Origin of the sequence: Duncaniella sp. B8, assembly GCF_005304985.1 — a bacterium.
Taxonomy (GTDB): Bacteria; Bacteroidota; Bacteroidia; order Bacteroidales; family Muribaculaceae; genus Duncaniella; species Duncaniella muris.
Genome location: NZ_CP040121.1, coordinates 1,848,887 through 1,874,840 on the forward strand (window position 1 = coordinate 1,848,887; position 25,954 = coordinate 1,874,840).

The window sequence follows — 25,954 nt, forward strand, 5'->3', positions numbered from 1 at the left end:
GTCCCGGTCCGTTCGGGTTTGTAAATCGGTGTCCTTGACCGGACACCACATTTGCGTGAATATCTTTACCCCCCGACACCTGCGCGCTGTGCGCTACGGTGTCGGGGGCTACTATTAAATCGGTGTCCTGTCGGACACCCGCCCGTGGGGTGATCAGTGGGCGAAGAAGACGATGAGCCAGGTGGAGATTGACATGTAGATGAGCATGCCGATGATGTCGTTGGTGATGGAGATAAAGGGGCCCGTGGCTATGGCGGGGTCGATTTTCAGTTTCTCAAGCGTGAGGGGCACGAAGGTGCCGAAGACCGAGGCGAACATCACCACACAGAATATCGAGATTGACACGGCGAAGGTGGTGACCTCATGGCCGGCTCCGAGGGTGAAGAAATTGTAGAGGAATACCAGCAGGGCTATGATGCTGCCGTTGAGCAGTCCGACGCCGAGTTCCTTGAGCAGCTGGCGCGAGGATTTCTTGATGTCGAGCGAACCGTTGGCGAGGCCCTGCACCACGATTGCCGATGACTGGGTGCCGACGTTTCCACCCGTTCCGCCGATCAGGGGGATGAAGAGGGCCAGGGCCGGATCGACCACGAATCCACCTTCGAAACGTCCGAGAATCACTGAATTACACAGTCCTCCCACCATGCCGATGAGGAGCCAGGGCAGGCGTGCTTTGGTCTGGGCGAAGAGTTTGTCGTCGCTCTCTACGTCGCCTGACAGACCCGATGCCAGCTGGTAGTCACGTTCGCTTGAGTCACGCACCTTGTCCATGACGTCGTCGACGGTTATGCGTCCAAGCAGACGGCCTATGGAGTCGATGACCGGCATGGCCACAAGGTCATATTTTTCGAAATCGAGGGCCACATCGTCAATCGGCGTGTCGGCCTTCACGGCCACCGGATCGGTCTCCATCACGTGGCGTATTTTCGACACCGAGGGGTGGGTGATGAGTTTTTTCAGCGGGAGGGTGCCGCGCAGACGGTCTTCGTTGTCAACCACATAGACGTAGTAGACCTCGTCCATGTCCTCGGCCTGCATACGCATCTGTTTGATGCATTCGGGCATGCTCCAGTTTTCGTTGACCACTATCATTTCGGTGCCCATGAGGCCGCCGGCAGTGTCTTCGTCATATTTCAGAAGGTCGATGATATCGCCGGCCTGCTCGACGTCGTCGATGTGGCTGAGGATCTTCTCGCGGTCATCCTCGTCGAGCTCCTGGATGATGTCAACGGCATCGTCGGTGTCAAGGTGTTCGATCTGCTTGGCGATGTCGGCCACGTCCATCTTAGAGAGGAGCTTGGCGCGGTCATCCTCGTCGAGTTCCATGAGCACATCGGCCTGCATCTCTTCGTCAAGAAGTTTGAAAAGATATTCGGCTTCTTCGAGGTCGAGATCCTGATAGAGTTCGGCAATGTCGGCCGGGTGGAGATCGGCGAGTTCCTCGCGGGCCGCGGTGTCGGCGCGGTCATGGATTATTTTGCGGAGATGTTCGAGATATTCGGGGGTGAATTCTTTCATGGTGCGAGGCTTTTGGAGTGGTGCTTGTGGGGTAAGACTTCCGTTGGTTTGCTCATTCGGGGCGCCATGTCAGAGGGTCATTCAGTCCTGACGGGCGCATGAGGCGATGAGCCGTGTGAGCTCTATGAACTGCTTGACAGTGAGCTGTTCGGGGCGCATGGAGAGCAGCGGGTCGTCAGGCAACGGCACTCCGGCCGGGAAGAGTCCGCGCAGGGAGTTGCGTAGGGTTTTGCGCCGCTGGCCGAAGGAGGTCTTCACCACGGTTTTGAACAGACGGTCGTCACAGCCGAGGTCGGTCACGCCGTTGCGGGTCATTCTGATGACTCCGCTTTTGACTTTCGGGGGCGGGTTGAACACGTTCTCGCTCACCGTGAAGAGGTATTCCACGTCATACCAGGCCTGTAGCAGTACGCTCAGGATGCCTCTGGCCTTTGTGCCCGGAGCGGCAGCGAAGCGTTCGGCCACTTCGCGCTGGAGCATTCCGGAGCAGCAGACCACCTGGTCGCGGTAGTCGAGCACATGAAAGAAGATCTGTGATGAGATGTTATATGGGTAATTTCCGATCACGCAGAATTTCTGTCCGTCGGGATAGGTCTGCGCCAGATCGAGCCTCAGAAAATCGGCATCGAGGATGCGCCCCGACAGTTCGGGGTAGTTGTAGCGGAGATATTCTATGCTCTCGCCGTCGATTTCGGCCACTTTTACGTCGTGGCCGCCGGCAATGAGATATTTGGTTAGCACGCCCATTCCGGGGCCTACCTCCATCACGGGCAGTCCCTTGAAGTCATCGAGGGTCGAAGCAATGCGGGCGGCAATGCTTTCATCGGTCAGAAAGTGCTGACCGAGAGCTTTTTTCGGGCGCACCGGTGAGCCTGATCCGGCTCCGCCGCGGTTTTTTCTGTTTACTGCCATAGTTTTTCTGCGATACGTGATTTCCAACTGCAAAGATAAGCCTTTTTCGGCGATATTTGCGATATTCAACATCAATTTGCTTATTTTAAGCGGCCGTGAGGCAACCATAGGCGGTGGTGTGTGGTTTTATAGATGAACGTGAATTCAACATCACGCTTCATCAAGGTAGCCTCCCGCCACAGGCCTCAGGCTATAAGCGAAGAGCAGAGCTCGAACCTCAATTCGGCTCTCTCTGCCCCGATTGAAGGTTTCTAAACCGTAGAAACCTTAGAGAGGCGGCACCAAAAGCCCGCCTCCCGACTTTTTATTACCCAGCCCGGCAGTGGAACCAGCGTCCCGCCGGGCTTTTTCGTGCGCCCGCCGGCGGGCCGTCAGGGGCCCGCTTTGCGGACACCCGCCGATCGCGGGGCCATCCGGGGCGGTAAATCGGTGTCCTCGACCGGACACCACATTGGCATGAATGTCTTTTTCCCCCCGACACCTACGCGCTTTGCGCTGCGGTGTCGGGGGCTACGTGTAAACCGGTGTCCTGGCGGACACCCGCTGTCCGCGGTCCGTCCGAAATCCGTCATGTGGACACCCGCTGTCCGCGGTCCGTCCGAAATCCGTCATGCGGACATCCGCCACCCGTGGCCCGTCCGAAATCCGTCATGCGGACATCCGCCACTCGTGGCCCGTCCGGAAGGCGTCATGGCTGACACCCGCTGTCCGGCCGGCCTGGCGTCCGGAGGACGCAGATTTACTCGTAGCCCGTGACACCGCAGCGCAAGGCGCGCAGGTGTCACGGGTTAGCTATTACCCCGGTAAAGGTGTCCGGTCGAGGACACCGATTTACGGCTCCGGACGGCCTGTCTCCGCATTATCGCACTCTTTCGGGAGCCGGGTGTTGTATCTTTGCAGAAGTTCTTTCCGATATGGATTTCAATAACCTTTTAACCTTTCAACCACGTTTTGAAGCTATGAAAACCACTGTTACCGAAAATAATACCAAGGTAAAAAGACAGAAGCGTCAGGCCGAGCCCAAACGGCCTGTGTCACAGAAGTTTTATGACGACATCAGCAATCGCGTCGGCATAGCCACGTCATATCTCTGTGACCACAGAACCCAATATCTTATGATCATGCACATTATCGACGGCTATATGGCCGGCGGCCCGGCTCCGGTCAGGTCAGACGGCATTGACGCGCTGATGACTTTTGCTCTTTTGCGGCCTGAGATTGACAAGGCTATGGCGCGCTCACGCCGTGCACGCGAGTCTGCTGCGCGCCGGCGTGAAGCAAAAGCGGCCGCCCGGACGAGGCAGCCGCTTGATGGTGATGATGTGTCTCAGCAGGCAGAGGTGCCCGTGACAGACGGTGACAGATCAGTAGCCGGTGGCCTTCATGGTGAGACCGGTGGTTTCCTGGAGTCCGAAGAGCAGGTTCATGGTGTGGACCGCGTTGCCGGCGCCTCCCTTGAGGAGGTTGTCGATCACGGCTGTGATGAGCAGCTTGCCTCCGATCTTGTCGAGGTGGATGATGCACTTGTTGGTGTTGACCACGTCTTTCAGGTCAGGAATCTTGGAGGTGATGAACGTGAAGTTGTGGTCGGCGAAGTATTCGCTGTAGATCCTGATGATCTCGGTGAGCTCCAGCGGGCAGTCGAGATAGCTGACTGCCATTATGCCGCGCGAGAATGAACCGCGCATCGGCAGCATGTGGATCTGTGAGTCGAAGCTCTGCTGCATGGCTCTGAGCACCTGAAGTATCTCAGGCATCTGCGGATGGGCAAAGGGGCGGTAGACCACCATGTTGTCGTTGCGCCAGGCATAGTGGGTTGTGGGCCGGCGTTCGGCTCCTTCGCTTGTGGCTCCGGTGACGATGGTGGTGTGGATGTCGGAGTTGAGCAGCAGGTTTTTGGCCAGGGGTATCAGCGAGAGTTCCACGGCCATTGCGAGGCAGCCGGGATTGGCCACATGCTTGGCTCCGCGCACCATCGGCTTGCGGTTCAGTTCTGAAAGACCGTAGACAAAGTCATGCGAGCCGTCCTCGATGCGGTGGTCGCGGGCGAGGTCTATGATCTTGAGGTCTTCCGGTATGGTGTGGGTTTCGATGAACTCACGGGTTTTGCCTGCGGGGCGGCAGCAGAAGAGGACGTCGATGTTTTTCAGGTCGATCGTGTTTGAGAAGCTCATGTCGATCTCGCCGTGAAGTCCCTGGTGGACGTCGACAATGCGCTGTCCGGCCACGGTGCGGGAGTGGACCCACTTCAGTTCGACGTCGGGGTGGTTGAGGAGAATTCTGACCAACTCTCCGGCGGCATAACCGGAACCGCCGATGATTCCTACGCGTATCATGGTTCTGTTTCGATAGATTCTGTGTGAGAGATACTGTGTGTGTGAGGATTGATGTCCGGTTGACTATGCTTCGGGGAGGCTGATGGTCTCGATGCCGCGGGTGATGCGTCTGACGGTCTCTTCGAGGCCCAGCAGTTCGGTGATGTCGAAGATGTGGGGCCCCTTGCATTCGCCCACCAGGGTCAGGCGGAAGGCGTTCATGACGTTGCCGAGATGATAGCCCTTGGCTGCCACCCATTCGAGCACCGGGGGCTCGGCTGCGGCAGAGCTGAAGTCGGGGAGGGCGCGGAGCTGTTCGATGAGTTCGGCGAGCAGCTGCGGTGTTTCAGGCTTCCAGCGCTTCTTGATGTCTTTTTCCGCATAGGTCTCAGGGGCCTTGAAGAAAAATTTCGACTGGTCCCAGAGCTCGGCCACGAAGTTGACACGGCCCTTGACGAGGCTGATGACGCGGGTTATGTAGTCGTCGCCGAAATCGTCGGGGTTCACGCCGTTGGCTTCCAGCACAGGGCGGAAGAGGCGGGTCAGTTCGGCATCGGGAGTGGCCTGGATGTATTCGTGGTTGAACCAGCGGCCCTTGTCGAAGGCAAACTTGGCGCCTGAGCGGGAGCAGTGGTCGAAAGAGAATTTGCTGATAAGTTCGTCCATCGACATGATCTCGGTGTCATCGCCGGGGTTCCAGCCGAGCAGGGCGAGGAAGTTGATGACAGCCTCAGGCAGATAGCCCGACTCGCGGTAGCCCGACGAGATAGCTCCGGTCTTTGGATCGTGCCATTCGAGGGGGAAGACAGGGAAGCCGAGGCGGTCGCCGTCGCGCTTCGAGAGTTTGCCTTTGCCGTCGGGCTTGAGCAGCAGGGGCAGGTGCACGAAGTCGGGGCGCGTGTCGGCCCAGCCGAATGCCTCGTAGAGAAGCACGTGGAGGGGTGCCGAGGGGAGCCATTCCTCACCGCGGATCACGTGGGAGACTTCCATCAGGTGGTCGTCGACAATGTTGGCCAGGTGATAGGTGGGCAGATCGTCGGCGCTCTTGTAGAGCACTTTGTCATCGAGGATCGAAGAATTGATGGTCACCTTTCCGCGGAGCAGGTCGTTGACCTCCACGTCGCGGCCCGGCTCGATTAGGAAGCGGACCACGTAGGGAGTGCCGCCGTCGATCAGGCTTTTCACCTCCTCGGCGGGAAGAGAGAGCGAGTTGCGCATTCCCAGACGGGTCGAGGCGTCATACTGGAAATTGGGGGTTGCGGCACGGGCCGCTTCGAGTTCCTCAGGGGTATCGAAGGCAATGTAGGCCTTGCCGTTGTCGAGGAGCTGCTTCACATACTTGCGGTAGATGTCGCGGCGCTCGCTCTGCTTGTAGGGCCCGAAGTTGCCGCCTTCGCGCACACCTTCGTCAATCTTGATGCCGAGCCAGGCAAGCGATTCGTTGATATAGTCTTCGGCGCCGGGCACAAAACGGTTCGAATCAGTGTCCTCGATGCGGAGAATCATGTCGCCGCCGTGACGGCGTGCAAAAAGATAATTGTAAAGGGCGGTGCGAACGCCGCCGATATGAAGAGGCCCTGTGGGGGAGGGGGCGAATCTCACTCTAACTTTGCGGTCCATATTTGACTGTGGTTTATTTGAGTGGCAAATTTAGTAAAAAACTATGTAAAAAGCGAATTAAAAATGTCAACGAAAGGACTTATAACTACAAGGCTTTTTACGATTTCAATAATTCGGAATTGTAAAGACGAAATAATTTATCTAATTTTGTGAACTATAAGTATTGAATCATCCAATGAGAAAAAATATAGAAAATCTGTTTAAATTTAAATTCCCGGACTTTCCATGCAATAATGAAAAGCTGTCTTGTAACTACTCTAATGAGGACAAGTTAGCAATAATAAGTCATTATGTTCATAGGTTGGATGATACTGTAGATATGGATATTGCGGCTTATTCTGAAAGATGTCTTGATTTATATTACAGACATGCAGATTCAGAACAGAAAGAGGCTGACAATTGTGTGGCTGAACCACAATTGTCTTATGGTCTTTTTAAAGAGTTCTTAGATATACCGTTCCCGGCGCCACGAAATACAGAGTTTACATTTATAGACTTGTTTGCCGGTATGGGAGGTTTCAGATTGGCTATGCAGGCGCACGGAGGGAAATGTGTCTTTTCTTCCGAATGGAATAAATTTGCTCAAAGAACATATTTTGCGAATTTTGGTGAAGTTCCTTTTGGTGATATAACAAAGGAATATGTCAAGGGTTATATTCCTGAAAAATTCGATGTCCTGTGTGCTGGATTTCCATGTCAGCCTTTTTCAATAGCCGGAGTTTCTAAAAAGAATAGTCTTGGACGTGAGACAGGATTCAAGGATAAGGCCCAAGGTACGTTGTTTTTTGATGTGGCTGAAATTATATCACGTCATAGACCAAAGGCTTTTTTTCTTGAAAATGTGAAGAATCTGGTGTCGCATGACAAGGGTAATACCTTTGCGGTTATCAAAGGTACTCTTGAAGAACTGAATTATACTCTCCATTATCTTGTAATGGATGGGCAGGATTATGTTCCGCAACACAGAGAGCGAATAATTATGGTAGGTTTTGATAAATCCGTTTTTCATGGGCAGGAAGACTTTCAATTCCCCCCTGTGGGTAGAGGAGATCACTCTATGACGGAAATATTGGAATCGGCAGTGGATGATAAGTATGTTCTGAGCGATAAGCTTTGGTCATATTTGAAAAATTATGCAGACAAGCATAAAGCAAAGGGCAATGGATTTGGTTTCGGCCTGGTTGATATCAAAGGTATTTCCAGAACTTTGAGTGCCCGTTACTATAAAGACGGCTCGGAAATACTGATTCCTCGTGGAGAGGGGATGAATCCTCGGAGGCTTACTCCTCGTGAATGTGCCAGACTGATGGGTTATCCGGATGAGTATAGACTTGATCAGGTTTCTGATGTCCAAGCGTATAGGCAATGCGGTAATTCGGTCGTTGTTCCGTTGATAACCGCAGTCGCTGAACAAATAATTAAAGTATTGAAGAAAAATGAACAATCTGCTTGAGTCTGCTATAAATGCAATACAGCGTTCGGAGAAGGCATGGTGCCGTTATATAACAGCGAATGATACAGGTCAGACCGGTGGACATCAATCGGGTTTCTATGTGCCGAAATGTGCTGCTCCGTTATTGTTCGATGAATTAGGACGTAAAGGCGAGAACAAAGAAAAGACTGTCAGCATCCTGTGGCAAGATGATTTTTATACTACAAGCCGTATGAAATATTACGGTCAGAGGACAAGAAATGAATACCGTATCACCCGATTCGGGCGCGATTTTCCGTTCCTGAATGACGAATATATAGGGTCATTGCTTATTTTGAGCAAAATGACAGATTCTGATTATGTAGCTTATGTGTTATCCTCAGATGATGATATAGATGGGTTCTATGCTTACTTTAATCTTAGCCCGAATGAAACTAATCAGCTGATAACCGCTGGAGGCACTGATCCGGATAAGAAATTGGAGATGTTTTTTCAGGAACATGTGCGTGAATTGGATGATTTTCCGACAACCTTACAGATGTCTTCGCTGGCTCAATTGAACTTTAATAAGGCTCATTCGATCAGTAAATCCGATTTTATAAAGTCGCCTGATTCATTGCTCCTTTCTTGGCTCGATGCAGAATATAGACTTTTTAGACTTATAGAAGAAAAAATATATTCCGGCAAACTCAAAAACGCATTTGAATCTGTCGATGAATTTGTCAGGATCGCCAATGAAGTATTGAACCGGAGGAAATCCAGAGCGGGAAAATCTCTTGAACATCATTTGTCAGAGTTATTCTCAAAGAACGATCTTGTATTTGAAGAACAGGCTCTGACAGAAGGTAAGAAACGTCCGGATTTTTTATTTCCAAACAGTTCCTGTTATCATAATTTTGAATTTCCTGCCAAAGATCTTGTTGTTCTGGGGGCAAAAACGACATGCAAAGATCGGTGGCGACAGGTTCTCTCGGAAGCGGATAGGGTTGAGGAAAAATATTTGTTTACCTTGCAGCAGGGAATATCCCTTTCGCAGTTGAAAGAAATGTCTGATGCGAAATTGACACTGATTGTGCCTAAGCCGTATATACAAAGCTTCCCAAAAGCATATCAGAACCAATTGAAGGATCTTTCGGAATTTATAGGCATAGTGAAAAGAAGGCAGGATAATATACCGAAACATTATCTGATATAATGTATAGCTGATAAGTAACTATGAAAAATTAATTTATACTATATGCGGGATTTATTCAGAGACGGAATTGAGGACTGAAGAGGGAGTTTATAGACATAAACGACCGATGAAGAACTTGATTCTGACCGGAATAAATCTGCAGAGAGTATAAAAGATCATACATGGGAAATACTAATGTACATTATATCGTTTAATTTTGAAGAGTTACTTATAAAATGCCGTTTGTCAAGTCGAAAGTATTATTTTGATAATAGGTGGAAATGTTGTACTTTTGCGACTGATGGGTCTCCCAAGTGTCAATCTTCATACTAACAACCACGCTAAAACACCCCTCTTAAAGTCATGGAAAACAACGAACCATATGTTCCGGAACCGGCCATCTCGCGCCTGCCCTGGTATCTGGCCTGCGTGTCGCGCCTGAGGGCCCAGGGGGTGGAGTATGTCTCGACCACTGCTATCTCGCAGGAACTCAACGTGGAGTCGTCGCAGATTGCCAAAGACCTTTCATATCTCAGCATCAAGGGCAAGACCCGCATCGGCTATGAGGTCAAGGAGCTGGAGAGGGGGCTCTATGACTTCCTCGGTTTCAGACGCGAGCACAAGGCGGTGATGATGGGAGTGGGCAGTCTCGGCTCGGCTCTGATAGCCGACTCCGGTCTGTCGCGCTACGGTCTTGATATTGTGGCGGGTTTCGATGTGAACCCCGACGTTGTCGGGCGGTCGCTCAACGGCAAGCCTATCTATCCGCTGTCGGAACTGAGCCGACGTGTGGGCGAGTTGGGCGCTGAGATCGCCGTGATCGCCGTGCCGGTGGAGAGCTGTGCGGAGGTGGCCGAGCTGTGTGTGGCCGCCGGCATAAAGGCTCTCTGGAATTTCACCCCGTTCCGCATACGCACGGCGCCTGACGTGGTGGTGCAGAACACTTCGATCTATGCGCATCTGGCCGTGATGTACAACCGTATGCCCCGGCACAAAGACTGATAAATTCCCCCAAAAGCTTACTTCGACTACAGAACATGAAGATAATCCGTGTCATAGCTCTCGATCCGGTGCTCCGGCTTGAATTCCACCCAGACTCCGCGCTGGTGCTCCAGGGGCGTCCGCTGTTCATGCCTGAGGAGGGCGAGGGATGGCAGGCGCAGATCTGCCTGGCGGTCAAGATAAGCCGTCTCGGCAAGAATATTTCAGAAAAGTTCGCTCCGCGCTATTATGACGGCATCAGTTTCGCGATGCGCCTGACGCTGCCGTCGGCTCCTGAACTGGCCTCGGTCATAGCCGGAATGGACTCCGGAATTGTCCACGGACAGTGGATCGCTGCCGCCAAAGCTTCGGCTCCGATGGCTGTCACTGCCGGAGGTGTCGAGATCAGACTCGCCCCGCAGGCTGCGGCTATAGACAGAGCCATCAGCATGATAAGCCGTTACACGACTCTAAAGATCGGCGATCTGATTCTGTTCCCTGCGGCTGACACGATGGTGCCGCTGGAAGCGCCGGGCAGGTTCGGCTTCACGGTTGACGGTGTTGAGATTCTCAGCCAGAAGCTTGTCTGAATTCAACCTCTTAGCCTCTTTTCATTAGCTTTTTCTCCTTCCCCCCCCACACACAAAACCTGATACTCTCATGAAAGCATTTTTCCTGAAAACAGCAGTGGTATTGTTAGCCGGCGCGGCTGTGGCTGCGTGTGACGGCGACCGGGAGGCCCCGGTGGCCGTGTTCAGCGATTTTTCATACAGTGTGACTCTGCCCGACGGCGATGAGGTGGCCTCTCCCGACTGGGCGCCGCTGCTGCCGGGATGCTATCCTGATCCGTCGGTGGTCAGGGTTGGCGATGACTATTATATGGTCAACTCGTCGTTCGCGTTCTATCCCGGAGTGCCTCTGTGGCACAGCACCGATCTGCGCAACTGGGAGCGTCTGGGCTATGTGCTCAATCGCCGCGAGCAGCTCGATCTGCCTGACAGCCTGAGGATTTCGGGCGGAATCTACGCGCCTGACATTTCATATAATCCCCACAACGGAACTTTCTATATGATCACCACCCTTGTGGACAACGGGGGCAATTTCTATGTCACCACCACAGATCCGAAAAAAGGCGAGTGGAGCGACCCGGTGTGGCTTCCGGAGGTGGGAGGCATAGATCCGAGCTTCCTGTTTGACCGTGACGGCAAGGCCTATATAGTCAACAATGACGCACCCGAAGGCGAGGCGCTCTATGAGGGCCACCGCGCCATCCATATCCATGATTTTGACTGGCAGACGGGCAAGGTCACAGGCGAGTCGCAGGTGATTGTCAACGGAGGAGTCAATATTGACGAGAAGCCCGTGTGGATCGAGGGGCCGCATCTTTATAATGTGGACGGAAAATATTTTCTGATGTGTGCCGAGGGTGGCACCGGCCCCGACCACCGCGAGGTGATCTTCGAGTCTGACAGTCCGAAAGGTCCCTTCAGGCCCTGCCGCATAAATCCGATACTGACGCAGAAAGATCTCGATCCGTCAAGACCCGACGCGGTGACCTGCGCGGGCCATGCCGATCTTGTGGAAGACAAGAACGGAAAGTGGTGGGCCGTGTTTCTCGGAGTGCGCCCGTATGGCGCTGACGGCCATGACATAATGGGCCGCGAGACTTTCATCCATCCGGTCAACTGGAAGAAGGGGCAGCCCGTGATCACAGAGCCGGGCGAGGTGCTTGCAGGGCGTAGGCAGAAGGAATTCGAGTCGACGCTGTGGGCTGACGGAACCTTGTCGCCCGTGGCCTTCTTCATCCGCAATCCGCAGAGCGCGTTCTATGGCATCAACGAGGACGGAAGCCTCAGTCTGGTGGCATCGGAAGTGGCGCTCAGAGACAAGAAATCGCCGTCGGCCATCGGAATGTGGGCCACGGAGAGCGCCTTTGACCTAAGTGTGAGCCTTGATGAATTTACTCCCGAAACCTCGGCCGACATAGCCGGACTGCTGCTTTTTCAGGATGACGAATGCAATATAGTGTTCGGCAAGACCATGAACAGTTACGGAGATGTGGTGGTCCGCGTGATAGGCCGCAGCAAGGGCGGTGTCTGCAAGGAAGCGGAGGCCATTCTCTCCGACCCCGCGGCATCTCTGCGCCTGAAGATCAAGGCTGACGGCAAGGGAGTCTATTCTTTTGCCTATGCCGAGGGCGAGGCTGATTTCACTCCGATGGATCTTGAACTCCCGGCCTCGATGCTCAGCACCCGCACCGCAGGCAATTTCACCGGCACCATGATCGGTGTCTATGCCTCCTCAGCAGAGTGACAGCCGGAGTGCGGACCGTCAGCTTAAACATCCAGGCAGAAAATAAAAAATATTATGGCAATACCGCATAAGCATAAAGGCAGATATATTTTCCATTTTACGGATATTCGCAATCTTGATTCGATAATCAAGAACGGATTGTTATGCACCAATCTGAAGAATGAGAAAGAAATCAAGCATAAGAATATTGCCAATCAACGCATTCAGGAGCGCAGAGCGCGGATGGATGTGCCTGTGGGGCCTGGTGGTAAGGTACATGACTATGTGCCGTTCTACTTTTCATCGATCAATCCGATGCTGCTTTCAAAACTGATTCAGAAGAATGTCGACCAGCCAGGTATAATCTATTTCTGCGTCAGTATAGACAGGCTTGAAAAAGAAGACGCTGTTTTTACGGATGCTTCGGCAAACACTGCCGAGGCTCCGGAGTTTTTCGATGACACCTCTGATCTTGACGAACTTGACTGGAAAATAATAGACAGTAAGAGTTGGAAACAAGATTCGGAAGAGGATAAACATAAGAAGATGGCGGAGGCGCTCATTGCTTCAAGAGTCGATATCAGTGAGATCAGCCACATAGTCGTTTATAATGAGCATGTGAAAAAGTATGTGCAGAAGATTTTTGATGATAATGGCGTAAAGGCACCAAAGATCCTTTTTGACGGATATTTTCCATTGGAAAGATATAAATTCTATTACACGAAATTTTTTTTCGGAGACCGAAAGAACGAGACTCTTGTAACCGGGCCTGAGTTCCTCAAAAACAGTTACGAAACTACGCTGAAAAAGATAAAGAAAAAAAGGTCCGGAGGGCGGGGTATGTATCGGTTCGAGACGATTTCCGATCTGATTGTCGCGATTGAAGAGGATTTTTCGGTTTTACCTGAACTAAAGGGCATAATCGGCCTTTATCAGGATTATTCTCCGCATGATGATTTTTTGGAAGATCATACGAAAAAAGTTGTCAGAGCAATGAAGTCTACGGGGTATTATAAAAAGGCTTCCGAGACAAAGAAATCATTGCTTGTGCTTGCTGCTTATCTGCATGACATAGGGAAAGGTCCGAAGAAAAGATGGGACAATGGGAAAATGCTCCGGCCTTATACCGATCATCCGGCCGATGCCGCGGAGATGCTGGTGCGGATTCTGTCAGAGGAAGTCAGGAATCTGACTGATGAGGATGTCCGGGAAATCTGTATGCTTGTGATTTACCATGATATCATAGGCGATTGTCTTGGGAAAGGCCGTGATAAGGAACAGCTCGCCGGTATAGTGACCGGTGAGGATGACTTTGAAATGCTTTGTGCCATCGCGCTTGCCGACACATCGGCGATCGGTGATTTATGGGCCACACAGATCGAATTGAACAAAGCGGCTCTGAAGGCAGAAGTCATGGACCTTAAACGACTCTCGTAAATTATGGGAAAGATATTGAAATACGCTTTTCGCATCACTCATATTGACAATATTCCTCATATTCTGAAGTTTGGGCTTTTACTGGCTGATTCTTCAATGTGTGATGAAAATTTTGTCAGTATCGGAGATCCGCAGGTGATAAATATTCGAAAAATGCTGATGGTCGGAGGGAAGAATCTCCGTGATTATGTCCCGTTTTATTTAGGTCCCCGCACTCCGATGCTCTATGTTATCCAGCACGGTTATAATGGAGTCCGGAGGCAGGATCCTGCCGGAATTGTCTATTGTGTATTGCGTCTTGCAGACCTTATCAGAGACAAGGTGGATTGTTTTTTTACTGATGGTCATGCTCTGAGTGCTCTTACAAAGATTTATGAGAAAGACCGTCTGCCGGAGATCTGCCAGATAATAAATTATGACGACGTGTATGTTTCCCAATGGAACAATGACTCGGATATTGATCTGAAGCGTAGAAAGGAAGCGGAATTGCTGATAAAGGGAGATGTTCCGCCTGACTATATCAGAGGCTATATCGTTTATAATGATGATGCCAAAGAGAAACTGAAGTCATTTGGAATTGCGGAAGAACTGATTGTCGTGGCCCCTAATTATTATTTTTGATGATACATTACGTAAAAGGAAATCTGTTGGAAAGTGAGGCTGATGCCTTGGTCAATACTGTCAATACTGTCGGAGTGATGGGAAAAGGCATTGCTTTGCAGTTTCGGGAAGCGTTTCCGGAAAACTACCGCATCTACCGTAAGGTCTGTCAGAACAAGGAACTTCATGTCGGCGAGATGCTTGTGACAGAGGAGGGAACCTTGATGCAGGGCGTTAAGACGATCGTAAATTTTCCGACAAAAACTCATTGGCGTTATCCATCGGAGTACTCTTATATAGATCTGGGACTCAAAGCTCTTCGCCGGGAAATAGAGGTCCGTGGGATACGTTCGATTGCAATTCCGCCGTTAGGTTCACACAACGGCGGTCTGGACTGGCTTCAAGTAAAGCAGATGATAGAAAGATCACTGGCTGATGTCAATTGTGAAATCTATCTCTATGAGCCGACAGAGGCGATTATTGAAAGGATGAAGTCAGAGCGCGTGAAACTCACTCCGGCCAGAGCTATGCTGCTGATGATGATTGCCGACATGAACAGATACGGCGAATTCGCTTCTGTTTTTGCTGTTGAGAAGCTGGTTTATTTTATGCAGCGTTTCGGGGGTAAGAGCTTTTTCAGAATTGATTTCAAACCCTATATATACGGGCCTTACTCAGGCGGGAAAGTGGCTCATGTACTGTATCACATGAATGGAAGTTATGTGAAAGGGATGGGCGGGATGCAGAGCCGTCCGTTCGATTATATCTGGCTGACTGATGATGCGGAGAAAGAGGCCTCCAGATTCATTGAAGATTATAAAGATGACAGTCTGAAGAATATATGTCAAAGGACAATGGCGTTTTTGCGCAGCTATTATTCAAACTATTCTTTGGAACTGTTGTCAACGGTTGATTACATCTTGCAGAATATACCGGCTCTTAAAGACTGGAAAACCGATGATGAGGATATGGTTGTCGGTCTTATCGGTCAGGAGATCTGCCGCTGGAGTTCCAGAAAAGAATCATTGTTTAATCAGGAATTTCAGAAAAAGGCTTTCTGTTATCTGAAAGAGTCGGAACTGAAATGATCCGGACCGTGGAAACGGATTTGCGGGGTGCGGGGGATAAAAAATCAAGTTTTTTTGGAAAAAAGTTACGATTTTAGAAAATAATCAGTAAATTAGCACACTCAACTGATCAGAAGCTCCTGCGGGGGTTTGAATCAGCACATTAAATCTTTGTACCAATCCCTCTCGCGTGGGTGTCCGGGCGGCTGTGGCCGCAGACCGGAAGCCAGCGAGCTTACTCACATTAATCCAACCCGTTATGGAACTGCGTGACACTTCGATGTCCGGCGAGACATTGAACCAGCCCCTGAATGACGGCGCCGCCACTCCGGCAGCCGAATCCGTGAACATTTCCGAGTCAGTAACAGCCGAATGCCCTGCGACCGCCCAGGAGGCCGCTCCGGCCGAGGAATGCTCTGTGGCCGAAGTTGCCGCAGCCGAGGCCGAGGCCCCGGTGTCAGCAGAGGTTCCGGCAGCCGAACCGGTCACTAAAGAGGGTCTTGTTGAGGCCCTCAGACTTCTTTCGGAAAAGGAGGCCTCAGAGATTGCGGCAGATGAGGTGTCGCGCCTTAAGCAGCAGTTCTATGCCATACGCAACGAGGAGCAGCGCCGCCAGCGCGAGGCTTTTGTTGAGGCCGGCAATCAGGCGGAGGCATTTGAGCCTCAGGCTGATCCGGCTGAGGAGGGCTTCAAGGCTCTGCTTGCGACTGTCAAGGAGAAAAAGGCCGAGCAGCGTGCGGCCGTAGAGGCTCTCCAGCAGGAGAACTACAACCGCAAGAAGGCTATCGTTGACAAGATCACCGAAATGGGTGCCGATGTTGACAATGCCAACCGGTTTTTCCAGCAGGTGCGCGATCTGCAGACAGAGTTCAAGGAGATAGGCGAGGTGCCGGCTCCGCTTTCGGGCGATCTCTGGAAGAGCTATCAGGACGCTGTGGAAAAATATTATGACCAGCTTAAGATCAACAAGGAGCTGCGTGACTATGATTTCAAGAAAAATCTTGGCGAGAAAGAGGCTCTGGTGGCCGAGGCTGAGAAACTTTGCGGCGAGGAGGATGTGATAGCGGCTTTCCGCCGCCTGCAGACGCTCCACGACCAGTGGCGCAACATCGGTCCTGTGCCCAAGGATGTGCGCGAGGAGATCTGGGGCCGCTTCAAGGATCTTTCGGCCGACATCAACAAGCGCTATCAGGCGTTTTTTGAAGAGCGCAAGGCCCGCGAGCGTGAAAACGAGGAGGCCAAGGAGGCTATCTGCCAGAGAGTGGAGGCTTTCGAGTTTGACAAGCTGTCAACTTTCGCAGCCTGGGACGAGATGACCAAAAAGATCATCGAGGCTCAGGAAGATTGGAAGAAGATCGGTTTCGCATCGCGGAAGTCAAACAATCAGCTCTTTGCCCGTTTCCGCGAGAGTTGCGACAAGTTCTTTGCCGCCAAGGCTGAGTTTTTCCGCACCATGAAGGATTCGCTGTCAAAGAATCTCGAACGCAAGATTGCTCTGTGTGAGCGCGCCGAGGCTCTGAAAGACAGCACCGAATGGCGCAAGGCCGCCGATGAGTTCGTGGCCATGCAGAAGGAGTGGAAGACTATCGGCGCTGTGGCCAAGAAGCACTCCGACCAGGTGTGGCACCGCTTCCTTGCAGCCTGTGACTATTTCTTCGAACAGAAAAAGAAAAATACTTCAGGCACACGCCGCACCGAGCGCGCGAACCTCGAACAGAAGAATGAGATCATCGAGAAGCTCAAGGCTGTCAATCCCGACGAGCTCGGCCGCGAGGAGGCTGTCAAGGTTGTCAAAGACCTTCAGGCCGAATGGCAGAGCGTGGGTCATGTGCCTTTCAGCGAGAAAGACGCTGTCTATGAGGCTTACCGTGCGGTGGTAAATGAGCTTTATCAGAAGCTCGACCTTTCGCAGCGCGGATCGCGCATGACTTCGTTCGAGAATTCGATCAAGGAGATCGGCAATGACGAAAACCGTCTTTACCGCGAGCGTGAGCGTCTGATGAGGGCTTATGAGCAGCGCAAGGGCGAGTTGCAGACGTATGAGAACAATATGGGCTTCCTCACAGCCAAGTCGAAAAACGCCGGAACGATGCTCCGCGAGATGGAGCGCCGTGTGCAGCGCCTGAAAGATGATCTGGCTGACCTTGAACAGAAGATCAAGGTCATTGACAGTAAACTGTAATAACCACATACCCCTTTTGCAGGGACGCTTTTCGCAATGCCGAGGTGCCGGAGGCCGAATCTGCCGCCGCCGGTGTCGAGGCCTCTGTGGGGGGCGTCCCTGCGGGGCAAATATCATGAGACCACACTCCGAGGGCCTGCCGCCGGCGAGGCCTTGTTAAAGAATGACTGGACCGGAACCGAAAATCAACAGGCCGACAGGCCGCTACAACCGTTACTATCGAAAGATACTCATAGCCGTGGACTTCGTTATACTCAACGCGGTCTTTTTCGGCGTGACGATGATGAATCCTGACGTGGAGGTGCTTCACGGGCGTCTCGTCTGGCTGCTTCTGAATCTGGCCTATGTGCCTGTGGCGCGCTATCAGGGGCGCATCCACAAGATCAGGGCGCTGCAGATGGACCGCCTGCTGCTGCTGACGCTCCGCGGGGCGCTCTGCCAGGCTCTGCTGTTTATCTTTCTGCTCTATCTGATGGGTCAGGAGCCGTTGCCGCTGATGACTTTCGTGGAGCTCTACGGGCTGTTCACGCCGCTGCTGATGCTGTGGTGGGGCAGCGCGCATTATCTGCTCAAGACATACCGCAGGAGCGGGCGGAGTTTCAGCCGCATAGTGATTGTGGGATGCCGTCCGACTGCCGAGAGGCTTCTGACGGAGATGCGCCTCGATCCGGGTTTCGGCTATCTATGCCAGGGATTTTTCGATATATACTGTCCGCCAGATTTCCGCTATAAGAATCTGTATGCGGGAAATTTAGCTGATCTGGAGGAGTTTGTGATCCGTGAGGCTACTGATGAGATTTTCTATACGCTTTCGGGCGAGAACAGTGAGGCGGTGCAGCTGGTTTCGGGTCTGTGCGAGAAGCTGATGATCAAGTTTCATTATGTGCCGCAGATCTCGCCTTATCTGACCCGCCGTTTCCGCCTTGACGCCATAGGGCAGATGCCTGTGCTTGAGGTGCGCCACAATCCGCTTGAGCGCGGGGTGAACCGGGTGATGAAGCGGACTTTCGATATTGTTTTCTCCGGGCTTTTCCTGCTGTTCTCGCCTTTGATTTTCATTCCGGTGGCCGTTGCGGTGAAGCTGAGTTCGCCGGGTCCTGTGTTTTTCAAGCAGGTGCGCACGGGCTACCGAGGGCGTGATTTTCTGTGCTGGAAGTTCCGCACGATGCATGTCAATAATGACGCGGATACGGTGCAGGCTACCAGAAATGATCCGCGTAAGACGCGCCTTGGGGAGTTTCTGAGGCGCACGAGCATTGATGAGCTTCCGCAGTTTATCAATGTGTTCAAGGGTGATATGTCGATTGTCGGTCCGCGTCCGCATATGCTGAAGCATACGGAGGATTACCGCCGTCTGATAGATCAGTATATGGTGCGTCATCTGATCAAGCCTGGGATCACCGGCTGGGCGCAGGTGCGCGGTTTCCGCGGTCAGACCGAGGAGCTGTGGCAGATGGAGAAGAGGGTGGAGAATGATATCTGGTATATAGAGCACTGGACTTTTATGCTTGACATGAAGATAATTGTGCGCACTGTGATCAATGCTCTGCGCGGCGAGGACGGTGCGTTCTGACAAGACTGATACACACATATACATACAGAAGGATTTTACAGAGTTCCAATGGATAACAGAGAGGAGATCAGGGAGAGGGCCGAGGCTCTGCTGAGAAGATTTTACGGTTACAGCAGTTTCCGTCCGCTGCAGCTTGACATTATCAGTTCGGCTGTGGAGGGGCGCGACAGTGTGGTGCTTATGCCTACGGGCGGCGGTAAGTCGATCTGCTATCAGATTCCGGCTCTGATGTCGGAGGGTGGTATCACGATTGTTGTGTCGCCGCTGATCGCGCTGATGAAGGATCAGGTGACGGCTCTGAGATCAAACGGGATTCCGGCTGCGGCTGTCAATTCGATGCAGACCGATGAGGAGAACCGCCACATTCTGGAGCAGCTTTTCAGCGGGCGCATCAAGATCGTCTATATTTCGCCTGAGCGTCTGCTGATGGAGATCGACCGCTGGTCGAGGGATCTGCCTGTGAGTCTGATCGCTATCGATGAGGCTCACTGCATTTCGCAGTGGGGCCATGATTTCCGTCCGGACTATACGCGGCTGTCGCGGATCAAGGAGCTTTTTCCGCATGTGCCTGTGATGGCGCTGACTGCGACTGCTGACCGCCTGACGCGCGACGATATCGCCACGCAGCTTGCGCTGAGGAATCCGCAGCTGTTCTTAGGGTCGTTTGACAGGCCGAATATTTCGCTGCGCGTGAGGAACAATCCGGGGAAGAAGGAGCGGATTCGCTATATCTCGACTCTCATAGAGCGTTACCGCCATGACGCGGGTATTGTCTATTGCATCAGCCGTAAGGCGGCGGAGTCGATGAACGATGATCTGCGGGCTCTGGGCTACCGTTCGGTGGTCTATCATGCGGGTCTGCCTGTGGCGGAGCGCAATCTGGCTCAGGAGAAGTTTATCAACGGCGATGTGCAGGTGGTGTGTGCCACGGTGGCTTTCGGTATGGGTATCGACAAGAGTAATATCCGCTGGGTGGTTCACAACAATATGCCGCGCAACATTGAGAGCTATTATCAGGAGATCGGGCGTGCGGGCCGCGACGGGGTGAAGGCTGAGGCTGTGATGTTTTATTCCTATTCGGACATAATCACGCTGCAGTCGTTCGTCGACGAGAGCGGGCAGCAGAGCATCAATGCGGAGAAGCTTAAGCGGATGCGTGAGTTTGCGGAGGCTTCGCTGTGCCGGCGCAGGATTCTGCTGAGCTATTTCAACGAGACGATGGATCATGACTGCGGCAATTGCGATGTGTGTCTGAATCCGCCGGAGCGGATGGACGGGACTGTTATTGCCCAGAAGGCTATGAGCGCTATTATCCGGACTGAGGGTCAGGCTGGTTTTTCGATGCTGATCGATATTCTCCGCGGGGCTGCGCGTCAGGATCTGATGCAGCGGGGTTTTCATCTGATCAAGACTTACGGTGCGGGGCGCGATCTGTCATATGCGGAGTGGAACTGTTATCTTTCGCAGCTGATCCAGTTAGGGCTGGTGGATATCGCTTATAATGAGAGCAATCATCTGAAGGTGACGCAATATGGCGCTGAGGTGCTGCGGGAGCGGCGCGAGGTGACTCTTGCGCGGTATAAGGAGCCTGAACGGCGCAAGGGCGGCCGCAGGCGTGTGGCTGTGGAGGAGGAGTTTACGGAGCTGAAGCCTGCGGAGCGTCTGCTTGCGGAGCTGAAGGAGGTTAGGCAGAAGCTGGCGCGGAAGGAGCAGGTGCCGCCTTATATTGTGCTGTCAGACAAGGTGCTGCTTGAGCTGGTGCGTGTGGAGCCTACGGATATGGAGGCTTTCTCGAAGGTGGAGGGTGTAGGCGAGAAGAAAACAATCCGCTATTGGAAGCCGTTTGTAACTGCGATAAGGAAGTTCAAGGGTGTTGCGGAGCCGCTTGGCACTGGGCTTTCGCATGAGGAGACTCTGCTGCTGCTGAATGCGGGCTATGATGTGGGTGAGATCGCGGCGACGAAGGGGATCAAGGAGCGGACGGTCTATGGTCATATCGCGGGGCTGATCCGTGATGACAAGCTGTCGGATTTTTCGTCGGTGATCACCCGCGAGCAGTATCTGCGTGTGATGGCTGTGGCTAAGGAGAGTCCGGAGGAGATGTATACGATTCTTGCTGACGAGATGCCTCCTGGGCTTCCGGGTGTGGCTCTGGCGATCAGCGATTATCTGCTGAGGCAGAAGGATAAGTGATTTATAAATATATAATATATACGATTATGGATTGTAAGAGTAATGATGATTCAATGAAGTGGGAGGTGCTTGAGAGTGAGTATCTCCACCGCCGGCCGTGGCTTACGGTGAGACGCGATAAGGTGCGTCTGCCTGACGGGACTGTGCATCCGGAGTATTATGTGCTTGAGTATCCTACGTGGGTTAATGTGATTGCGCTGACTCCTGAGGGTAAGTTTGTGATGGTGAAGCAGTATCGCCACGGTCTTGGGATTGTGGCTACGGAGCTTTGCGCGGGTGTGGCTGAGGAGGGTGAGGTGCCTCTGGAGGCTGCTCGGCGTGAGCTTCTGGAGGAGACGGGTTTCGGTGGCGGTGAGTGGGAGCTGCTGTCGGTGCTTTGTGCGAATCCGGGGAGCCAGAATAATCTGAGCTATAGTTTTGTGGCCCGTGGTGTGGTGCGGGTTGCGGAGCAGCATCTGGATGAGACGGAGGATGTTAGGGTTGAGATTCTCGATGAGGAGCAGGTGTGGGATATGCTTGTGAATGATGATCTTAAGCAGGCGCTTATGGCGGCGCCGCTCTGGAGGTTTTTTGCGCTTAAGGGGTGGGGATGATATAGGGGCCGTGCGGGTTGGTAAATCGGTGTCCTTTGTCGGACACCATTTTTAGGGAAATTTTTTACCCCCGACACCTTTGCGCTGCGCGCTTCGGTGTCGGGGGCTATGAGTAAACCGATGTCCTGACGGACATCACCGGGGCGTTGTCGGTCAGGTTTCGGGGTATTGGTCTTCGTCGTCGTATTTCTGGAAGAGGAAGTCGTTGTAGGGGAAGCGGGTGAGGTGTATTTCTTTTGCGCGCTGGTAGAGCATGTTTTTGAGTTCGTCGATGTTGGCTCCGGTGCGTGCTGAGATGAAGACGCAGTCGTGGGGCAGACGTGACATCCACATGCGTTTGAGCTCGTCGAGTGAGATGTTTTCGCGTGTCTGCGGTGTGAGGTCGTTTTCGTCTTTGGGTGTGTAGGTGAATGCGTCGATTTTGTTGAATACCATTATCATGGGTTTGTCGGCTCCGTTGCAGACTTCGCGGAGTGTTTTGTCGACAACTTCGATCTGTTCTTCGAAGTTTGGGTGTGAGATGTCTACTACGTGGACGAGGAGGTCGGCTTCGCGGACTTCGTCGAGGGTTGATTTGAATGAGTCGACCAGGTGTGTGGGGAGTTTGCGGATGAATCCTACGGTGTCTGTGAGGAGGAAGGGGAGGTTGTCGATGATTACTTTGCGTACGGTTGTGTCAAGTGTGGCGAAGAGTTTGTTTTCGGCAAATACGTCGCTTTTGCTGAGGAGGTTCATGAGGGTTGATTTGCCGGCGTTGGTGTAGCCTACGAGTGCTACGCGTGTTAGTTTTCCTCGGTTTTTGCGCTGTATGGCTTTCTGTTTGTCGATGTTGCGGAGTTCTTCTTTGAGGAGTGAGATTTTGGTGAGGATGATGCGTCGGTCGGTTTCGATCTGTGTTTCGCCGGGTCCGCGCATACCGATGCCGCCTCGCTGGCGTTCGAGGTGGGTCCACATTCGGGTGAGGCGTGGGAGGAGGTATTGGTATTGTGCGAGTTCTACCTGGGTTTTGGCGTTGGCTGTGCGGGCGCGTTTTGCGAAGATGTCGAGGATGAGGCTTGTGCGGTCGAGGATTTTTACTTTGAGTTCGCGCTCGATGTTGAGGACTTGTTTTGATGAGAGGTCGTCGTCGAAGATGGCCATGCTGATGTCGTTGTCTTCGATGAATGCGCGGATTTCTTCGAGTTTGCCTTTTCCTACGAATGTCCGTGGGTTGGGGTATGGGAGGCGCTGCATGAATGTGTGGACTGTCTCGGCTCCTGCGGTGTCGGCGAGGAAGGCGAGTTCGTCGAGGTATTCGCGCGATTTTGCTTCGTTCTGCTGTTCGGTGATGAGGCCTACCAGCACTGCGCGTTCGTTGATCTGCTCATTGAGTATGTTGTCGATCATGAGATTCGGGGTGTTATGTGTCTTTGTGGAACTGATGATTCCACAAAGATAACAATTTTGCTCTGAAAAAGGGTAATGGCGCGGGCTGGAATAATGTGGCGGCGGGGTGCGGGTGGTGTCTGTGGGGCCGGTTCAGGCGGTGACGTTGCGTTTTTTGATGAGTCTGGAGAGATAGATGTTCGAGAGTCCCCAGAGGAGTATGTCGAGGATGATGATGATGTTTATGTTGACGCTGAGGAGGCTTGACAGCGTTACGTTAATGACGGTGAACATGAGCGATACGCTTACGATGGTTATCATTGCTGCACGGGGTTTCATTCCGGCGGCAAGGATTTTGTGGTGGATGTGGTTTTTGTCGGGGAGGAAAGGGCTGTGGTGCTGGCGGATGCGCAGCATATAGACGCGGATTACGTCGAAGCAGGGTACGATCAGGGGTGAGAAGGCGAGGATGGGTGTGCTGATGGATATTTTGGCTGAGTCGGGGTGGATGAAGAGGATGGTGCCGAGGACGGCGAGGATCAGTCCGATGGTGAGCGATCCGGTGTCGCCCATGAATATTTTTTTGTGTTTGTTTGCGTCGCCGAATACGTTGTAATAGTAGAAGGGTACGAGGACTCCGAGTGTGGCGAAGCTGATGACTGAGAGTGCGTAGTCGCCGAGGAGGTAGAATGAGAATCCGTAGATGACGCATGCTATTGAGCTGAGGCCTGATGCGAGGCCGTCGATGCCGTCGATGAGGTTGATGGCGTTGATTAGGAAGACGATTACGATGAGGGTGAAGGGGTAGCCGAACCAGGGTGATACGCTTTCGATTCCGAGGACTCCGGCGAGGTCTGAGAACCAGACTCCGCTGCTTATCAGGAAGGCTGCGCAGATGATCTGGACTACGAATTTTGCGCGGTATTTGATGCCGATGAGGTCGTCGGCCATTCCGACGAGGTAGAGGAGTTCGAGTGCGATGAAGGTTGAGATGAAGGGGAGTACTGAGTCGGCGAAGGCTTGGGAGATGTTGTCAAATCCGAGCTGGATGTTTGTGACAAGGGCTACTGCGATGGAGGTGAAGATTACGGGCACAAAGGCGATGCCGCCGAGGCGGGGGACGAGTCCTTTGTGGATCTTGCGTTCGTTGACTTCGTCAAAGAGATTGCGGCGGAAGGCAATCAGGAGTATCTGCGGTATAAGAAAACCTGCAAGGAGTACGCACAAAATGAATATGCACAACAAGTTAATTGGCCAATATCCCATAATTCCGGAGCTTGATAAAGAGTATTAAAAGATAAAAGAATGTAGACGATTGAAAAAAGTGAATTTATTTCTATGAATCAGCAATATTTATGACGGGCAACGAGTCTGGTTTCTGGAGGAAATAGAGATGTATGCCTATTCAAACGCAAATTTACATTATTTTTATTTATTTACAAAATAAATGTTCGGTTGTCTGTCGGGCCGGGAGGGGTAGTTTGCTGATATGTGGTGTGTTGGTGGCTGTGATTATGTCCGGGCTGCGAGTGACGGGGCTGAAAATTTGTGGTTTTTTGTGTTTTTGTGTATTTTTGTGGCGACCAACACACACACATCTGCTTATGACCAGCTTTTTTGGAAAATTGAAAGGGCTGCTGCTTTCTTATCCCGACAAAGAGTATATTGACTGGCAGATGTCGGGTCTGAAGCAGTCAGTCAAAGAAAATCATATTGCGCCTCTTCTGATTCAGAATCTTCTTTACCGTTCTGATCCTGGGGTTACTTCGGAGCGTTGCTGCGGAGAGGAGCTTGTCGTGTCGCTTTCGACTTTCGGGCAGCGTATCCACGGTGTGGCTCTTACGGTGGAGTCTATTATGGAGCAGACGGTGAGGCCTAACCGTATTGTGCTCTATCTTGGGCATGAGTTCGAGGGGCCGGGCCGGATTCCGGGTTCGCTGAGGTTGCTTGAGCGGAGGGGGCTTGAAATCAGGTTTGTGCGTGATATCGGGCCTTATACGAAGCTGCTGCCTGCGTTGCGTGATTTTCCGGGGGCTACGGTGATTACGGTGGATGATGATATTCTGTATGATTTCGATTTTGTTTCGACTCTTGTGAACGGGCATCTTGTTTGTCCGGGTGCGGTTGTGGCTCCGCGTTGCCGTGTGATGGAGGTTGCTGCTGATGGTGGTCTGAGGCTGCCGTTTGTGGACTGGGGGCTGGCTGAGAATGGGTGTGAGCCTTCGATGTGGCTTCAGCCTGAGGGTGTGAGGGGTGTGCTTTATCCGCCTGAGTCGCTTGACGGGCGGGTGTTTGATGAGGAGGTTTTTATGGCGCTTTGCCCTACTACGGATGATTTCTGGTTTAAGGCTATGAGTCTGCTGCGGGGTACTCCGGTGATGAAGTGTTATGGCGGTGGCAATAGGGCGAGTCTTGTGAATTCGCGGTCTGATGTGAGCCGTACGCTTCATGAGGTCAATAGCGGGTCTGACGGTTATGACTGTCAGTGGAGGGCGCTTTTCAAGTATTTTGATCTTGGGCGGTTTCTTGGGTGATTGTCGGTCTGTCTTTCCGGTGTGTGCGGGGTTTTTCTGTGTGTGGGCCTTGCGTGATGGTAAATCGGTGTCCTCGCCGGACACCATTTTTAGGGAAATGTTTTATCCCCCCCGACACCTTTGCGCTGCGCGCTTTGGTGTCGGGGCTATGAGTAAACCGATGTCC

General features: G+C 52.4%; 21 protein-coding genes. 15 read left to right on the top strand and 6 right to left on the bottom strand.

Features of this window, described 5'->3' with window-relative positions; all coding sequences use genetic code 11:
- Positions 1–153 precede the first annotated feature (153 nt).
- Positions 154–1,518: a magnesium transporter gene (gene mgtE, locus FDZ78_RS07955; RefSeq protein WP_123398129.1), complete on the bottom strand. Its 1,365-nt coding sequence runs from the start codon at positions 1,516–1,518 to the stop codon at positions 154–156.
- Positions 1,519–1,599: 81 nt separating this feature from the next.
- Positions 1,600–2,430: a 16S rRNA (adenine(1518)-N(6)/adenine(1519)-N(6))-dimethyltransferase RsmA gene (gene rsmA, locus FDZ78_RS07960; RefSeq protein WP_136408372.1), complete on the bottom strand. Its 831-nt coding sequence runs from the start codon at positions 2,428–2,430 to the stop codon at positions 1,600–1,602.
- Positions 2,431–2,562: 132 nt separating this feature from the next.
- Between rsmA and FDZ78_RS14905 the strand changes: the two genes are divergently transcribed.
- Together FDZ78_RS14905 and FDZ78_RS07965 are read left to right on the top strand one after the other, a co-directional pair.
- Complete coding sequence (locus tag FDZ78_RS14905; protein WP_255201554.1) at positions 2,563–2,685, top strand: hypothetical protein; 123 nt, start codon at positions 2,563–2,565, stop codon at positions 2,683–2,685.
- 315 nt (positions 2,686–3,000) lie between these two features.
- Positions 3,001–3,186, top strand: coding sequence for a hypothetical protein (locus tag FDZ78_RS07965; protein ID WP_136408373.1), 186 nt, complete (start codon positions 3,001–3,003; stop codon positions 3,184–3,186).
- Positions 3,187–3,794: 608 nt separating this feature from the next.
- Here the strand turns inward: FDZ78_RS07965 and argC are convergent.
- Both argC and gltX read right to left on the bottom strand, forming a co-directional pair.
- Positions 3,795–4,766: an N-acetyl-gamma-glutamyl-phosphate reductase gene (argC, locus tag FDZ78_RS07970; RefSeq protein ID WP_123398131.1), complete on the bottom strand. Its 972-nt coding sequence runs from the start codon at positions 4,764–4,766 to the stop codon at positions 3,795–3,797.
- Between the two features lie 63 nt (positions 4,767–4,829).
- Positions 4,830–6,365: a glutamate--tRNA ligase gene (gene gltX / locus FDZ78_RS07975; protein WP_123398132.1), complete on the bottom strand. Its 1,536-nt coding sequence runs from the start codon at positions 6,363–6,365 to the stop codon at positions 4,830–4,832.
- 175 nt (positions 6,366–6,540) lie between these two features.
- Between gltX and dcm the strand changes: the two genes are divergently transcribed.
- From dcm to FDZ78_RS08035, 12 genes are all read left to right on the top strand, one after another.
- Complete coding sequence (gene dcm, locus FDZ78_RS07980) at positions 6,541–7,818, top strand: DNA (cytosine-5-)-methyltransferase (protein ID WP_107032364.1); 1,278 nt, start codon at positions 6,541–6,543, stop codon at positions 7,816–7,818.
- Entirely contained in the window at positions 7,802–8,992 is a 1,191-nt protein-coding gene (locus FDZ78_RS07985) for a type II restriction endonuclease (protein WP_107032363.1), read from the top strand. The genes dcm and FDZ78_RS07985 overlap by 17 nt, the downstream gene beginning before the upstream one ends.
- 342 nt (positions 8,993–9,334) lie before the next feature.
- Complete coding sequence (locus FDZ78_RS07990; RefSeq protein WP_123398134.1) at positions 9,335–9,973, top strand: redox-sensing transcriptional repressor Rex; 639 nt, start codon at positions 9,335–9,337, stop codon at positions 9,971–9,973.
- A 35-nt stretch (positions 9,974–10,008) separates the two neighbouring features.
- Entirely contained in the window at positions 10,009–10,542 is a 534-nt protein-coding gene (locus FDZ78_RS07995) for a hypothetical protein (protein ID WP_136408374.1), read from the top strand.
- A gap of 70 nt (positions 10,543–10,612) precedes the next feature.
- Positions 10,613–12,265, top strand: a complete 1,653-nt coding sequence (locus FDZ78_RS08000; RefSeq protein WP_136408375.1) for a glycoside hydrolase family 43 protein — start codon at positions 10,613–10,615, stop codon at positions 12,263–12,265.
- Positions 12,266–12,319: 54 nt separating this feature from the next.
- Positions 12,320–13,681: a DarT ssDNA thymidine ADP-ribosyltransferase family protein gene (locus FDZ78_RS08005; protein WP_136408376.1), complete on the top strand. Its 1,362-nt coding sequence runs from the start codon at positions 12,320–12,322 to the stop codon at positions 13,679–13,681.
- 3 nt (positions 13,682–13,684) lie between these two features.
- Positions 13,685–14,302 (top strand): DUF4433 domain-containing protein, encoded by a 618-nt coding sequence (locus FDZ78_RS08010; protein WP_136408377.1) that lies wholly within the window; start codon positions 13,685–13,687, stop codon positions 14,300–14,302.
- Positions 14,302–15,369 carry a macro domain-containing protein gene (locus FDZ78_RS08015; RefSeq protein ID WP_107032357.1) on the top strand — a complete coding sequence of 356 codons (1,068 nt, stop codon included), beginning with the start codon at positions 14,302–14,304 and terminating at the stop codon, positions 15,367–15,369. The genes FDZ78_RS08010 and FDZ78_RS08015 overlap by 1 nt, the downstream gene beginning before the upstream one ends.
- 238 nt (positions 15,370–15,607) lie before the next feature.
- Positions 15,608–17,530, top strand: a complete 1,923-nt coding sequence (locus FDZ78_RS08020; RefSeq protein WP_107032356.1) for a DUF349 domain-containing protein — start codon at positions 15,608–15,610, stop codon at positions 17,528–17,530.
- A gap of 163 nt (positions 17,531–17,693) precedes the next feature.
- Positions 17,694–19,103 (top strand): undecaprenyl-phosphate glucose phosphotransferase, encoded by a 1,410-nt coding sequence (locus tag FDZ78_RS08025; RefSeq protein ID WP_107032355.1) that lies wholly within the window; start codon positions 17,694–17,696, stop codon positions 19,101–19,103.
- A gap of 48 nt (positions 19,104–19,151) precedes the next feature.
- On the top strand, positions 19,152–21,296 hold the full coding sequence (gene recQ, locus FDZ78_RS08030) for a DNA helicase RecQ (RefSeq protein WP_168182002.1): 2,145 nt from the start codon (positions 19,152–19,154) through the stop codon (positions 21,294–21,296).
- Between the two features lie 26 nt (positions 21,297–21,322).
- The gene (locus FDZ78_RS08035) at positions 21,323–21,889 is read left to right on the top strand and encodes an NUDIX hydrolase (protein ID WP_240740365.1); all 567 of its coding nucleotides are present in this window, start codon (positions 21,323–21,325) and stop codon (positions 21,887–21,889) included.
- 153 nt (positions 21,890–22,042) lie between these two features.
- Here the strand turns inward: FDZ78_RS08035 and hflX are convergent, their stop codons facing one another.
- Together hflX and FDZ78_RS08045 are read right to left on the bottom strand one after the other, a co-directional pair.
- Positions 22,043–23,275 (bottom strand): GTPase HflX, encoded by a 1,233-nt coding sequence (hflX, locus tag FDZ78_RS08040; protein WP_136408378.1) that lies wholly within the window; start codon positions 23,273–23,275, stop codon positions 22,043–22,045.
- A 132-nt stretch (positions 23,276–23,407) separates the two neighbouring features.
- Positions 23,408–24,481: an undecaprenyl/decaprenyl-phosphate alpha-N-acetylglucosaminyl 1-phosphate transferase gene (locus FDZ78_RS08045; RefSeq protein WP_240597733.1), complete on the bottom strand. Its 1,074-nt coding sequence runs from the start codon at positions 24,479–24,481 to the stop codon at positions 23,408–23,410.
- A 377-nt stretch (positions 24,482–24,858) separates the two neighbouring features.
- Between FDZ78_RS08045 and FDZ78_RS08050 the strand changes: the two genes are divergently transcribed.
- Positions 24,859–25,788 (top strand): hypothetical protein, encoded by a 930-nt coding sequence (locus tag FDZ78_RS08050; RefSeq protein ID WP_136408379.1) that lies wholly within the window; start codon positions 24,859–24,861, stop codon positions 25,786–25,788.
- Positions 25,789–25,954 lie beyond the last annotated feature (166 nt).

Coding starts and splice junctions, on each gene's coding strand:
- mgtE (WP_123398129.1), bottom strand. CDS start 1,518: ATGAAAGAATTCACCCCCGAATATCTCGAACATCTCCGCAAAATAATC.
- rsmA (WP_136408372.1), bottom strand. CDS start 2,430: ATGGCAGTAAACAGAAAAAACCGCGGCGGAGCCGGATCAGGCTCACCG.
- FDZ78_RS14905 (WP_255201554.1), top strand. CDS start 2,563: ATGAACGTGAATTCAACATCACGCTTCATCAAGGTAGCCTCCCGCCAC.
- FDZ78_RS07965 (WP_136408373.1), top strand. CDS start 3,001: ATGTGGACACCCGCTGTCCGCGGTCCGTCCGAAATCCGTCATGCGGAC.
- argC (WP_123398131.1), bottom strand. CDS start 4,766: ATGATACGCGTAGGAATCATCGGCGGTTCCGGTTATGCCGCCGGAGAG.
- gltX (WP_123398132.1), bottom strand. CDS start 6,365: ATGGACCGCAAAGTTAGAGTGAGATTCGCCCCCTCCCCCACAGGGCCT.
- dcm (WP_107032364.1), top strand. CDS start 6,541: ATGAGAAAAAATATAGAAAATCTGTTTAAATTTAAATTCCCGGACTTT.
- FDZ78_RS07985 (WP_107032363.1), top strand. CDS start 7,802: ATGAACAATCTGCTTGAGTCTGCTATAAATGCAATACAGCGTTCGGAG.
- FDZ78_RS07990 (WP_123398134.1), top strand. CDS start 9,335: ATGGAAAACAACGAACCATATGTTCCGGAACCGGCCATCTCGCGCCTG.
- FDZ78_RS07995 (WP_136408374.1), top strand. CDS start 10,009: ATGAAGATAATCCGTGTCATAGCTCTCGATCCGGTGCTCCGGCTTGAA.
- FDZ78_RS08000 (WP_136408375.1), top strand. CDS start 10,613: ATGAAAGCATTTTTCCTGAAAACAGCAGTGGTATTGTTAGCCGGCGCG.
- FDZ78_RS08005 (WP_136408376.1), top strand. CDS start 12,320: ATGGCAATACCGCATAAGCATAAAGGCAGATATATTTTCCATTTTACG.
- FDZ78_RS08010 (WP_136408377.1), top strand. CDS start 13,685: ATGGGAAAGATATTGAAATACGCTTTTCGCATCACTCATATTGACAAT.
- FDZ78_RS08015 (WP_107032357.1), top strand. CDS start 14,302: ATGATACATTACGTAAAAGGAAATCTGTTGGAAAGTGAGGCTGATGCC.
- FDZ78_RS08020 (WP_107032356.1), top strand. CDS start 15,608: ATGGAACTGCGTGACACTTCGATGTCCGGCGAGACATTGAACCAGCCC.
- FDZ78_RS08025 (WP_107032355.1), top strand. CDS start 17,694: ATGACTGGACCGGAACCGAAAATCAACAGGCCGACAGGCCGCTACAAC.
- recQ (WP_168182002.1), top strand. CDS start 19,152: ATGGATAACAGAGAGGAGATCAGGGAGAGGGCCGAGGCTCTGCTGAGA.
- FDZ78_RS08035 (WP_240740365.1), top strand. CDS start 21,323: ATGGATTGTAAGAGTAATGATGATTCAATGAAGTGGGAGGTGCTTGAG.
- hflX (WP_136408378.1), bottom strand. CDS start 23,275: ATGATCGACAACATACTCAATGAGCAGATCAACGAACGCGCAGTGCTG.
- FDZ78_RS08050 (WP_136408379.1), top strand. CDS start 24,859: ATGACCAGCTTTTTTGGAAAATTGAAAGGGCTGCTGCTTTCTTATCCC.